The sequence below is a fragment of the Devosia sp. Root413D1 genome, from assembly GCF_001425235.1.
GTDB lineage: Bacteria > Pseudomonadota > Alphaproteobacteria > Rhizobiales > Devosiaceae > Devosia_A.
Window position 1 is genome coordinate 43,659 of sequence record NZ_LMEA01000002.1, and the last position, 12,267, is coordinate 55,925.

General features: G+C 67.4%; 13 protein-coding genes. 11 read left to right on the plus strand and 2 right to left on the minus strand.

Annotation, left to right across the window (positions count from 1 at the left end):
- Positions 1–72: 72 nt before the first annotated feature.
- Together ASC89_RS04345 and ASC89_RS04350 are read left to right on the plus strand one after the other, a co-directional pair.
- Positions 73–636, plus strand: coding sequence for a DUF4384 domain-containing protein (locus tag ASC89_RS04345; protein ID WP_055995046.1), 564 nt, complete (start codon positions 73–75; stop codon positions 634–636).
- Between the two features lie 218 nt (positions 637–854).
- The gene (locus ASC89_RS04350; protein ID WP_055995049.1) at positions 855–1,556 is read left to right on the plus strand and encodes a tetratricopeptide repeat protein; all 702 of its coding nucleotides are present in this window, start codon (positions 855–857) and stop codon (positions 1,554–1,556) included.
- Between the two features lie 351 nt (positions 1,557–1,907).
- Here ASC89_RS04350 and ASC89_RS04355 read toward each other — a convergent pair whose 3' ends face one another.
- A complete protein-coding gene (locus tag ASC89_RS04355) occupies positions 1,908–2,801 on the minus strand; it encodes an AraC family transcriptional regulator (protein ID WP_055995052.1) in 894 nt (297 codons plus the stop codon).
- A 165-nt stretch (positions 2,802–2,966) separates the two neighbouring features.
- On the opposite strand from ASC89_RS04355, the gene ASC89_RS04360 reads away from it, so the two are divergent.
- The 4 genes from ASC89_RS04360 to ASC89_RS04375 all read left to right on the plus strand — a co-directional run bounded on the left by ASC89_RS04360 (position 2,967) and on the right by ASC89_RS04375 (position 6,028).
- The gene (locus ASC89_RS04360; RefSeq protein ID WP_055884324.1) at positions 2,967–3,269 is read left to right on the plus strand and encodes a putative quinol monooxygenase; all 303 of its coding nucleotides are present in this window, start codon (positions 2,967–2,969) and stop codon (positions 3,267–3,269) included.
- Positions 3,270–3,342: 73 nt separating this feature from the next.
- Positions 3,343–4,290: an alpha/beta hydrolase gene (locus ASC89_RS04365; protein ID WP_055995056.1), complete on the plus strand. Its 948-nt coding sequence runs from the start codon at positions 3,343–3,345 to the stop codon at positions 4,288–4,290.
- A gap of 11 nt (positions 4,291–4,301) precedes the next feature.
- Positions 4,302–5,045: an SDR family oxidoreductase gene (locus ASC89_RS04370; RefSeq protein WP_055995059.1), complete on the plus strand. Its 744-nt coding sequence runs from the start codon at positions 4,302–4,304 to the stop codon at positions 5,043–5,045.
- Positions 5,046–5,149: 104 nt separating this feature from the next.
- Positions 5,150–6,028 (plus strand): hypothetical protein, encoded by an 879-nt coding sequence (locus ASC89_RS04375; protein ID WP_055995062.1) that lies wholly within the window; start codon positions 5,150–5,152, stop codon positions 6,026–6,028.
- On the opposite strand, the gene ASC89_RS04380 is transcribed toward ASC89_RS04375, so the two are convergent.
- Positions 5,988–6,884 (minus strand): 2-dehydro-3-deoxygalactonokinase, encoded by an 897-nt coding sequence (locus ASC89_RS04380; protein ID WP_055995065.1) that lies wholly within the window; start codon positions 6,882–6,884, stop codon positions 5,988–5,990. The two genes, ASC89_RS04375 and ASC89_RS04380, sit on opposite strands and share 41 nt — an antisense overlap.
- A 129-nt stretch (positions 6,885–7,013) precedes the next feature.
- Here ASC89_RS04380 and ASC89_RS04385 point away from each other — a divergent pair, with 129 nt between their 5' ends.
- From ASC89_RS04385 to ASC89_RS04405, 5 genes are all read left to right on the plus strand, one after another.
- On the plus strand, positions 7,014–7,940 hold the full coding sequence (locus ASC89_RS04385) for a dihydrodipicolinate synthase family protein (protein ID WP_055995068.1): 927 nt from the start codon (positions 7,014–7,016) through the stop codon (positions 7,938–7,940).
- Positions 7,940–9,109, plus strand: a complete 1,170-nt coding sequence (locus tag ASC89_RS04390) for a mandelate racemase/muconate lactonizing enzyme family protein (RefSeq protein ID WP_055995071.1) — start codon at positions 7,940–7,942, stop codon at positions 9,107–9,109. Before ASC89_RS04385 ends, ASC89_RS04390 begins: the two co-directional genes overlap by 1 nt.
- 27 nt (positions 9,110–9,136) lie before the next feature.
- On the plus strand, positions 9,137–10,396 hold the full coding sequence (locus ASC89_RS04395; RefSeq protein WP_055884304.1) for an ABC transporter substrate-binding protein: 1,260 nt from the start codon (positions 9,137–9,139) through the stop codon (positions 10,394–10,396).
- Positions 10,397–10,491: 95 nt separating this feature from the next.
- A complete protein-coding gene (locus ASC89_RS04400) occupies positions 10,492–11,421 on the plus strand; it encodes a carbohydrate ABC transporter permease (protein ID WP_055884446.1) in 930 nt (309 codons plus the stop codon).
- A gap of 13 nt (positions 11,422–11,434) precedes the next feature.
- A complete protein-coding gene (locus ASC89_RS04405; RefSeq protein ID WP_055995074.1) occupies positions 11,435–12,265 on the plus strand; it encodes a carbohydrate ABC transporter permease in 831 nt (276 codons plus the stop codon).
- Positions 12,266–12,267 lie beyond the last annotated feature (2 nt).

A 12,267-nucleotide genomic window follows, 5' to 3' on the forward strand; every position in this document is an offset into this window, starting at 1 on the left:
CCATTCGGCTGTTGTGGCGGGGAGGGGCGAGACGCGTCTAGCTCAGCGGATTGGCCACGGGAGCATTGAGAGATGAACTGGGCAGCCGCTGCCGCCGTCGCCAGCCTGTCGATGGTCTCGCCTGGATTTGGCGCGCCGCCGCTCGAGCTGGCCCTCAACAAAGCGCAACTGCTGCTGCAGGCCGTGGCGCCGCAGCCGGCGGCGGGCTTTCTCGTCGAAGCCTGGGCCGACAGCCCCGATGGCGCCTACAGCATCGGCGAGGAGGTGCGGCTGTTCATCCGCGGCAGCCGCGATGCCTATTACACGGTGCTGACCATCGGCCCCTCGGGCGAGGTGCTGCAGCTTTATCCGCCGCTGGACGAGCCGCCGACCCTGGTGCGTTCGGGCGAGGTGCTGAGCATCCCCGGCCATGATGACGGGACAAGCATCCGCGCTGCCTATCCGGCAGGGCGCGAGCTGATCCGCATCGTTGCGTCGCTGGCGCCGCTCAGCATTCTCTCCGGCGCGCGCGGTGCGGCCGACCTCGCGGCGGCCCAGCTGCAGGCAGCGATGCTGCGGCTGCCGGATGGGCTGGCGATGACCGACGTCTATCTCACGACGCTTGCTGACGCGCCTTGCCGGTGTGTTGGGCGGTAGGGGTATGTGGCTGCGCTGCGAAGCGGGCAGTCGGGATTCCCTCCCCCGCAAGCGGGAGAGGGACGCCGACTGCATGCGTGGTGCCAGCCCCGCCACCCCCCTCCAATCGGTTTGGAGCGCGGCTACCGACCTGTACTCGCGGCGCTCTCCGGCACGGGGTTAGCTCCTCCCATCAGACCGGGCCGCAGCCTGCGGCGGTCACACCAGGGAGAACCGACATGAACACCTTCGCCAAATCCACCCTCGCCGCACTGGCCCTCAGCCTTGCCCTCAGCGCCTCGACCGCCATCGCCGCAACTGCCGAAACCGCCGTCGATGCCGTCAAGTGCGTGCAGCGCGAACTGACGGCGCTCGGCTTTGAAACCGGCCTCGCCGATGGCCTTGTCGGGGTGAAGACCTTCCTCGCCAGCGAAGCCTATATCCGCTACATGCGGGCCAATGGCGAAAAGGGCTGGGCGCAGCCTGGGCTCAATGTCGATACCGCCCGGCTCTGGTGCGAAAAGGTGGCCGACGCCCACCCCAAGGTGGCGCCGTTCTGGCGGGCTTTTGCCGAAGCCGAGATGCCCACCGACCCCAAGGCGATCTTCGAATTCGCCTATCGCTACGATATCGGCATCGGCGGCAAGAAGAACGAGGCGCTGGCGGTGCGCTGGTATTTGAGGGCCGCCGAGCTCGGCTATGCCCCGGCGCAGCGCAACCTCGCCGGCATGTTCGGCTCGGGCCGCGGCATCGCCCGCAACGATGACACCGCCCGCTACTGGTTCCTCGCTGCCGCCAACCAGGGCGATGCGCAGGCCCAGTATGTGCTCGGCAAACACTACAGCGCCAACCGCGAGATGAGCCTCGGCTGGCTGTTCAAGGCGGCCCAGCAGGGCCACCAGGCCGCCATCCTGGAGCTCGAAAGCCTGCTCGAAATCTGACGGCGAGTACGGGAGGCGCCCCTCCACCGGTTACGGGGGAGGGGGGCCTTCGGCTCCAGCTGGTTCTCTCCCACCCACCAGCTGTCATCCCAGCGAAAGCTGGGACCCAACTATCCGCTGATGCCAGCTGTGAAATGGGTCCCAGCTTTCGCTGGGATGACACCGAGTTTGGGGTGATTGCCGGCCACCGGCACTCGCAGGCGGTGCCCTAAGCGCTGATGGTGGGCGGCTGGGGCTTGGCTCGGTGTTTGCGGCACCTCCCACCAGCCTGTCGGCTGGTCCCCCAACGGTGAGCGCCTATGGCGCTCATCCGTAACCCCGCAGGCGGGAGAGGGACGCCGACTGCACCATCTACACCAGCGACGCCATCCTCACCTCGCCACGCAAACGTTGGGCGTCCTGGCTGGGTGGGGCGCCGAACTGGCGGCGGTATTCGCGGCTGAACTGCGAGGGGCTGTCATAGCCGACGCGGAAGCCGATGCCGGCGACGTCGTCGGGGGAAGCGGCGAGCTGCAGCCGGGCCTGCTGCAGCCGGATCTGCTTCTGGAACTGGATCGGGCTCATCGCCGTCACCGCCTGGAAATTGCGATAGAACGCTGAGGGGCTCATGCCGCAGATTTCCGCCACGTCCTCGACCCGGAAGGCGCTGGCATGGTGCTCGCGGATCCAGCGCACGGCGCGGGCGATGTGGCTGAGATGGCTGTCGGCGAGGCCGAGCTGGCGTACCGTCGCCCCCTGTTCGCCGACGATCAGCCACCAGAGGATTTCGCGCTTGATTGATGGCGCCAGCACGGCGAGGTCGCGCGGCCGGTCGAACAGCCGCAGCAGCCGCAACACCGCATCGAGCAACTCGCTCGGGGCATCGGAGACGATCAGGCCGGAGGGTACGCCGCTAGGCCGGCCGAGGCTCTCCGAGCCGGCCTCGAGCAGCAGCTCGGCGATGCTGGGCGGATGCAGCACCATGCCGAAGCCGCGGGCCGGGTGCTCGGGGCTGGCGCCGACGAACTGGCCGCTGATCGGCAGGTCAACCGAAGCAACAAGATATTGGCCGGCGCCGTAGCGATAGAGCCGGTCGCCCAGCGCCAGGTGCTTTTCGCCCTGGGCGATCAGCGCCAGCACCGTGCCGGTGGTCGAGTGTTCCTCGATCGAGGCGTTGTGCTCGGCGAGCAGCACGCCCTCGACCGGCGTCGAGGCATCGGGCCGGGCGTGGCGGGCGATCAGGGCGTTGAGTTCATCGATCTGCATGGAGCTTGAGTAACAGCGGAGAAGGCTGAGTTCAAACGATTCTCTCGATGATGGTAGGATCGTGCAAGTCGTCGGGAGCCCTGTGATACCGCTGCGGGGGCTGGAAATGGTTTGGTGTCGTTGCCGCCGAGCACTGGGCGTGCCGGCAACGAAAGGACACTCGAAATGACCAGCAAGCACGGTTTCCACGCCGCAATGACCGCCCAGCCGGGGAAGGGCGACGAACTCGTCGCACTGCTCGAACGGGCTCCCTCGCTCGAGCATGACGACTGCCTCGTCTTCCTGATCGGCCGCTCGGCCAGCAACCCGGACCTGGTGTTCGTCACCGAAGGCTGGAGCAGCGCGGAAGCGCATGGCCGCTTCTTCGGCAGCGACGTAGCGAAGGCCTATACCGCCGAGTTCGGTCCGCTGGTCGCCGACAGCGCCTACACCGACGAAGTGCCGCTGGGCGGCAAAGCCGTCCTCTAGCTCCCCTATTCACCGCGACGCCCGCACACGCCCATCGGCGTCGTGGCATCGCCTTGCCCAAAGGAACCCTCCCATGACCACGTCCCGCCCTGCACTGGACCCCGAACTGGCCCGGCTATTGGCAGAGTTGCCGGCGGCGCCGGCGCTCGATGCCGAAAGCCTGCCGCTGCTGCGCCAATACAAGCTGCCGGCCGAAGCCTTCCTCGAGGGCCGCTCGATCGAACGGCGCGAGTTGAGCATCACCGCTGCCGATGGCGCCGAACTGCCGCTGTCGATGTTCCGCCCGGCCGGGCTCGAGGCGGCGGCGCCGTGCATCTACTGGCTGCATGGCGGCGGCATGGTGATGGGCGACCGCTTCGCCAACCTCGATATTCCGCTCGACTGGCTCGAGCGCTTCGGCGCCGTGGTGGTGACGCTGGACTATCGGCTGGCGCCGGAGGCCAAGGGCGCGACCCCGGTCGAGGATTGCTACGCCGGCCTCGTCTGGGTCGCCGCGCACGCCACTGAGCTCGGCATCGACCCCAGGCGGCTGATCGTTGCCGGGGCCAGCGCCGGTGGCGGCCTGACCGCCGGCATGACGCTGCTGGCGCGTGACCGGGGCGGCCCGGCGATTGCCGCGCAGGTGCTGATCTGCCCGATGCTCGACCATCGCAATGACAGCGTCTCGAGCCGGCAATATGCCGAGGGGCCCGCCACCTGGACGCGAGCCGCCAACACCTTTGGCTGGCAGGCGCTGCTCGGCGCCGCCACCGAAGTGCCGGCCTATGTGTCGCCTGCGCTGGCGGCCGATCTCGGCGGGCTGCCGCCGAGCTTCATCGATACTGGCTCGGCCGAACTGTTTCGCGACGAGGACACAGCCTTCGCGAGCCGGATCTGGGCGGCCGGCGGCGAAGCCGAGCTGCATGTCTGGCCCGGCGGCTTTCACGGTTTCGACGCGCTGTTCCCCACGGCGCGGCTGTCGCTCATCGCCCGGCAGACGCGCAGCGCCTGGCTCGGCCGCATTCTCAACTCCAGCAACTGAAGGAGAGTTTCATGAACACCATTCTCATCACCGGCGCCTCTTCGGGCTATGGCCGCGAGACCGCCCGCCACTTTCACGCCGCGGGCTGGAACGTCATCGCCACCATGCGGAAGCCCGAGCCGGGCATCCTGCCCGCCTCCGAGCGGATGCGGCTGTTGCCGCTCGAGGTCACCGACGCCGCCAGCATTGCCGCCTGCATCGCCGCGGCCGGGCCGATCGACGTCCTGGTCAACAATGCCGGGGTGGGCCTCGGCGGCGCCTTCGAGATCGCGCCGCTCAGCGATATCCGCCGCATCTTCGAGACCAACACTTTTGGGGTGATGGCGATGACCCAGGCAGTGCTGCCGGGCATGCGCGAGCGCGGCAGCGGTACGGTGGTCAACGTCACCTCCTCGGCAACGCTCGGCGCTTTCCCGTTCTCGGCGCCCTACACCGCGAGCAAGATGGCGATCGAGGGGTTTTCGCAGGCCCTGGTGCCCGAACTCGCGCCGTTCGGCCTGCGGGTGAAGCTGGTGGAGCCCGGTCTCGGGGTCAGCACGCGCTTCGCGCAGAACTCGGCCTTCGACTTCGCTGCGCAGGTTCCGCCGGCCTACGCGGCCCACGCCACGGCAGTGTTCAGCGCCCGCCCTGAAGTGACCACCAGCGAAAGCGATGTCGCGGAAGGGGTGTGGCGCGCCGTGCACGATACCACCGGGCAGTTGCGCTTTCCGGCCGGCGCCGACGCGCTTGCGCTCTGGGAGCGGCGGTCCTGGTGAGAGCAGGGCCCCCGGGGTTCATCGCAATCTGCCACTTGGCTTGTCAGCCGTTACGCCTTCAATTGTGGGCGCGAGAAACCAGGAATCAGGCGGGGTAACCTTCGGTGGGATCGATCGAGCTCGAGGCTGGTGAGCTGACCGCCGGCATCTCTGCTGTTGGGGCGGAGCTCACATCCCTCAGGCATCACCAGGTCGGGGAGTTCATCTGGCAGGCGCAATCGGAGGCGTGGCGGCGCAGCGCGCCGGTGCTGTTCCCGGTGGTGTCGCATTATCCGCGCGGCCTGGTGCTGCTCGGTGATACCCCGATGGAGCTGCCACCGCATGGTTTTGCGCCGGGCAGCGGATTTGACGTGCTGGAGGCGGCGCGAGACGCCTGCCGGTTGCGCTTGCGATCGTCGCCGGAGACCCTGGCGACGTTCCCCTACGCCTTCGAGCTGAGCGTCGATTTCGCGCTCGACGCCGAGGGACTGACGCAGGTGATGCGGGTGCACAACCCGGATGCCGAGGCCGAACTGCCCTACATGCTGGGGGCCCACCCGGGCTTCAACTGGCCGCTGCCGGGGGCGGGGCGGCGCGAGGCGCATCGGCTGCATTTCGACGCGGTGGAGGCCGGAGAGACGCAGCCGCTCGGCGCCGCGCCGGTCCCTCGCTACAGCTTTGACGGGCGCGTCGCCGTGCCATCCGACATCGACTTTTCGACCGCCCATGGCATGCCCGATATCGCCAGCCGTTCGGTGCGGTTCGGCACCGAGGTGACGCATATGACGCTCGATTTCGACGGCTTCGCACAGTTTGCGCTGTGGAGCCGGGGCGTGGCGCCGTTCCTCTGTCTCGAGCCGTGGAGCGATATGCCGATCGCCATTACCGAGCCCCGGCAGTTCGCCACCCTGCCAGGGGTTTCGCGGTTGCCGCCGGGCGCCAGCCGCAGCTACCGGCTGCGCTTCACCCCGGGAGGAGCGCAGGTGCGGGAAGGGCGGCGATAAGGCCGCCGATATCGATCCGCGCCGATGCGGCGGCGATGCCGCGCCGGCGGAGGGCCGTCAGGTAGCGGACGGCATCGGGGCTGCTGCCGGCGACCAGAACGGGCACTGATCCCAGCGACCACTCCGCCTCGGCTTCGAGGATTTCGGCGCCGGTGACGAGGCCGGCGATGTAGCCGGCAATATCCTCGCGCGGCAGGCGCTCGAACAGCACCAGGCTGCGGGCGGAAAACAGCCGGCGCAACAGGCCGCCGGCAATGTCGCTGCTCCAGGCCGTCGCGAGGCCCAGCTCGAAACCGGCGTCGGTGATCTCCGGCCCCTCGGGGATCAAACGGCTGATCAGCGAGTCGCGGCGCAGCAGCGCGGCGGTCTCGCCGCCCATATAGGTGGCGAGACGCGTGATGCGGCCGGCTTCGACGGCGACATATTTGGTGTGGGCGCCCGGCAGGATGACGGTGGCGGCCGGGTGCGCTCCGGCTGCGGCGATGGCCTTGAGCTCCTCGCCACGCATCACATCGGGCAGCGGATCGTCGACACTGACGCCGCTGAGAAACAGCAGCGGCAGGCCGTCGACAACAAGCCGTTTCCCTTGCGCGACGATCTCCGCCAACCCCGCGGGAGCCGGCGCGAAGCTGGTCTCGAGCCAGCCGCCCCGTCCGGTGATCATTCCCGCGAGATAGGCGTGCGTGGCGCGATGACGCCAGTCGGCCGGGATCAGCTCGCGGAAGCGGGCCTCGAAGGCTCCGTCCTTCACCTGGTTGACGCCGAGCGGCTGACGGATCTCGGCCACCACCGCCCCGGCCGCGTCGATCAGGTCGGCGGCGAAGCTCGCTGATGTCCACTCCACATAAATCTGCATCGGATCCCCGTTCTGCTGGTCGGCGCGATCAGCAACTTCGTCACGCGCCCTTGACCGCTAGCACGGCTCGTGGCATCAGTTCCATATTAAAGAAAGTAGTTCCAACATATGGAACTAAGGGAGTTGAGGATGCTTGAGGGAGTGCTGCCGGTCCTGCCGACGCCGTTCGACGCGTCGGGGCAGATCGATGAGGCCGGCATGGCGCGGGTGACCGAGTTCGCCCTCGATGCGGGTGCGGATGGCGTGGTGTTTCCGGGCGTTGCCAGCGAGTTCGACCACCTGAGCGCCGCCGAGCGCGAGACGCTGGTGCGGATCGTCGGCCGTACGCTCGCCGGCCGCCGTCCGCTCATCGTCGGGGCCAGCGCCGCAACTCCCGAGGAAGTCATCGCCTTCTGCCGCATCGGCAAGGCGGCGGGCGCGACAGCCGCCATGGTCATGGCCCCGGCATCGGTCGGCGCCGATCCCGCTCGCCTCGTTGCCTTTTTCGGCACTGTCGCGGCCGAGGCCGGTATCGACATCATCCTCCAGAACGCACCGGCGCCGGTGGGCAGCGGCCTGCCGGTCGCGGCCATCGCCGAGGTGGTTCGCGCCGTCCCGGCCATCCGCTACGTCAAGGAAGAGACGCTCCCGTCGGGCCCCCGCATCACCGCCTTGCTCGAAGCGGTCGGCGACCGGCTCGACGGCGTAATGGGCGGGGGCGGCGCGCGCTATGTCTATGACGAGCTGGAGCGGGGCGCAGTGGCGCTGATGCCGGCAGCCGAGATCACCGATCTCCACGCCGCGCTGTTCCGGGCCTATCGCCGCGGCGATCTCGGTGGGGCGCGTGAGCTCTATATCCGCTCGCTGCCGCTGCTGCTGGTGCAGATGATCTACCGGATGTCGCTGACCAAGGAAGTGCTGATGCGCCGCGGCATCTTCACCAGCTCCGGCGTGCGGGCTCCGCTGCCCAAGTTCGACGCTCACGGCCTCGCCGAGATCGACATGATGATTGCCGAGATCGCCGACCTGCTGCCGGTCGGCGCCGCGCCGAAACTGCCTGCCCTGGGAGATGCATGATGACGAGCCGCATCAAATCGGTCGAGAGTTTCACCATCCAGATCGACCGGCAGGACGAGCCCTATCTGGGCGGCCCCAAGAACGGCGAGTCCGCCAACGAGGCCGGCTATTTCGTCCGGGCCGAAAACCGGACGGTGTACCCGACCAAGGACCGCACGGTGCTCTGCCGCATCGAGACGGTCGATGGCACGGTGGGCTGGGGCGAGACCTATGGCATCGTCGCCCCGGGCGCAGTGCGGGCTATCATCGATGACCTCTTGTCGACCTTCCTCGTCGGTCGCGACCCATTCGATGTCGCGGTGATCTACGAAGACCTTTACGACCTGCAACGCGTCCGCGGCCAGCACAGCGGCTATACCCATGATGCGTTGGCGGCGGTGGATATCGCGCTGTGGGATATCTGCGGCAAGCTCCGCAACGCCCCGATCGCCAAGCTGCTGGGCGGGGCGCGCCGCAGCGAGGTGCCGGCCTATGTGTCGGGCCTGCCGGGCGAGACGCTGGCTGACCGGGCGAAGTTCGCCGTCAGCTGGCTCGAGCGCGGCTTCACCCAGTTCAAGTTCGCCTCGCCGCATGCCGAGAGCGGCGTGGTCGAGGAGTTCCGGGTGCTGCGCGAGGCGCTCGGCCCCAAGCCGATGATCGCGGCGGACCTGCACTGGACCTTGACCGACGTCGAGACGGTGGCGCTGGCGCATAAGTGCCTGCCTTACGATCCCTGGTTCCTCGAAGCGGTGTGCAAACCCGAGGATATCGAGGGCATCGGCCGGGCGGCCGAGCATTCGCCGGTGCCGATCGCGGCGGGCGAGGAATGGCGCAACGTCTTTGATCTGCGCGCCCGGCTCGAAGCCGGGCCGCTGGCCATCGTGCAGCCGGAGATGGGGCACACCGGGATCACGGCGTTCCACCGCATGGGCCTCTTGGCCCAGGCGCATCACCGCCAGATCATCCCGCATGCCACCATCGGCACGGGCATCTTTCTCGCCGCCAGCCTGCAGGTCAGCGCGACCCTGCAGAACCTGCGCGGCCACGAATTCCAGCACTCGGTGATGGCGCGCAACGCGCCCTATGTCGAGACGGCGCTCGAGGTGCGGGAGGGCAAATACCTGGTGCCCGACAAGCCCGGCCACGGCGCCGAGCCATCGGCCCGGGCGCTGGCCACGATGGTCAAATAACACGTCACATTTGGGAGGATATTGACGATGAAGCTTTCGAAAACACTTGCCGCGCTGCTCTTGGCCGGCATCGTCGCGCTACCGGGGCTCGCCGCTGCCGAAACGCGGCTGAACTTCGTGTCCTGGCAGAAGGGCGAGAAGGGCTATGGCGACTGGTGGCAGGCCGTCATCGACGAGTTCGAGACGACCCATCCGGACGTCAAGATCGACTTCACGCTGATGCCGCGCGACGGCTATTCGGACGCGATGATCACCCAGTTCGCCGCCGGCTCGGCGCCCGACATCGTGCATCTCACCTCGTTCGAATATGTCACCTTCGCCGAGAACGGCTGGCTCGAGGACCTGGGCCCGTGGATCGAGAAATCGGGCATGGATCTCAACGGCTGGGCGGGCCAGAGCGTCTGCGAATGGGACGGCAAGACCCAGTGCATCATGATGCTCTATTTCGGGTACATCATGGCCTATAACGAGCAGATCCTCGCCGAGGCCGGCATCACCGAGCCGCCCAAGACCTGGGAAGAGTTCCTCGCGGCGGCCCGCGCCACCACCATCGACCGCGATGGCGACGGCATCAAGGATGTCTACGGCACCGGCGTGCACATGGTCTCGGCCAATTCCGGCTGGACCAACGACATGCTGATCTACGTGCTGTCGGCCGGCGGCCGCTGGACCAACAATGAAGGCAAGGTCACCATCAACACCCCCGAGACCATCGAGGGGATCAACCGCTGGCGCACCCTGGTGGACGAGGGTCTGGTGCCTCCGGGTGGGGCCGAGCTCGACCAGCTGTTCATCGAAGGCAAGGTCGCCATGCGCCTCAACGGCCCGTGGATCAACGCCTTCCTGCAAAAGGCCGATCCGGCGATCCAGCCGCACCTGAAATATGCGGCCTCGCCGATGCAGCCACCGCTGGGTGGGGCGTCCAACGTGCTGACGCTGGCGGCCGAGACGCCGCAGGAAAAGAAGGAATTGGCCTGGGAGTTCATCCAGCTCGCCACCAGCCAGAAGTTCCAGGAGCTCTATTCCGAGCTCGGCGCCTCGCCGGCGCCGCGCCCGGGCGCCGTCGGCCCCGCCTCGTTCGAGAAGGTGCCGCACATGCAGCTGTTGATCGACGCGACCAACGCCGCTTCGGCCGCCGGTGTCGACCGCATGCCCAAGGGGCTCGAAGCGCAGAACAACGAGTTCACCAAGCTCGCGGCTGAGCAGTTCCAGCGCATGATCATCGAGAAGCTGCCGACCGAAGCCGTCGCCGCGACCGTGCAGGCCGAAGCCGAAGCGCTGCAGTAGCGACAGGCGGGCCGCGCACTGGCAGGTGCGCGGCCCGCTTCCAGTCATCTTGAGGAGGAGAGGCTGATATGACCGACCTGACCCAGCCGCGCCCGGTGACGGCGCCGGTGCGCCGCAGTTCCGGCTTGTTCGGCATTGACCTCGCGAGCCCGCGCCACGCCAGAAAGCTCGGCTACCTGCTGCTGCTGCCGGCGGTGCTGCTGATCCTCGGCATCCTCGTCTACCCGATGCTGCTCGCCATCGAGATCAGCTTTCACGACGTGAAGTTCGCGACGCTCAGCTTCGGCGCCAGCGAATACACGCTCAAGAACTACGTCAAACTGTTCGCTTCGAGCGATTTCTGGAACGCTATCGGCGTCAGCGCCAAACTGCTGGTGGTGGTGACCAGCATCTCGATGCTGGTGGGGCTCGGCGCGGCCTTGCTGGTCAACCAGCAGTTCCGCGGCCGCGGCGTCGCCCGCATGCTGATCGCGCTGCCCTGGGCCATTCCCGAAGTGGTGGCGGTGATCACCTGGCTGTGGATCCTCGATGCCTCGTTCGGCGTGCTCAACTGGATGCTGCTCAAGCTCGGGGTGATCGGCCTGCCGATCTCCTGGCTCAACCAGCCGCTGCCGGCCTTTTCGGCGGTCACCATGGTGATGGTGTGGAAGGGCTTCCCTTTCATTTCCATCATGATCCTCGCGGGCCTGCAGTCGATCCCCGAGGAATATTACCAGGCGGCCCGCGTCGACGGCGCCAATGTGTGGAAGCGCTTCATCTGGATCACGCTGCCCTGCCTGATGCCGGTGCTCGGGGTGTCGCTGGTGCTGACCGTGCTCTGGGTATTCCGCGACTTCTCGATCATCAACGTCTTGACCGGCGGTGGTCCGGTGGGCGCCACCGAGACGCTCGCCATCATGACCTATGAGGAAGCCTTCTCGTTCTTCCGCATGGGCTACGCCTCGGCGCTCGGCGTCGTGACGCTGGTCATCTGCGCGCTGATCAGCGCCTTCCTGGTCAAAAAGACCAGCCACGCCGTGTTCTGAGGGAGGGGGCTCGATGAAACGCAAGCTCTGGCAATCCATCCTGCTCTACGCGACGGTGATCGTCGCCTGCGCCGTGGTGCTGTTCCCGGTCTACTGGATGGTGGTGACCTCGCTGCAGCCGCCCGGGTCGCTCCGCGCCTACCCGCCGCATTTCCTGCCGCCCGACCCGCAGTGGCAGACCTATATCAGGCTGTTCATCGAGACCGACATCCTGCGCTGGATGGCCAACTCGGCCATCGTCGCCGTCGCCGCCACCGGCATCTCGATGGTGGCCGCGGTGCTGGCCGGCTACAGCCTGTCGCGCTACCAGACCAAGAGCAGCGAGAATGTCGGCCTGTTCATCCTGATGAGCAAGATGCTGCCGGCCACCATGCTGATCATCCCGCTGTTCGGCATCATGCGTTCGCTGGGCCTGATGGGTTCGCTCTGGTCGCTGATCTTCGCGCATGCGACGGCGATCGTGCCGTTCGCCACCTGGATGCTGAAGGGCTATTTCGACTCCATTCCCAACGAGCTCGAGCAGGCGGCGCAGGTCGATGGCTGCACGCCCTGGGGGGCGCTGTTCCGGGTCATCCTGCCGGTGGCAGCGCCGGGGCTCGCTGCCACCTCGCTCTATGGGTTCGTCCTGAGCTGGGCCGATTATCTGTTCGCCCGCACGTTCCTTGCCAACAATGCCGACAGCTGGACGGTTAACCTCGGCATCGCCACCTTCAAGGGCGAGTACCAGACCGACTGGAACCTGGTGATGGCGGCCTCGCTGCTGGCCGCGCTGCCGATCATGATCGCCTACCTCTTCCTGCAACGCTTTCTCGTCGGCGGCATGACCGCAGGCGCGGGGAAATAGTC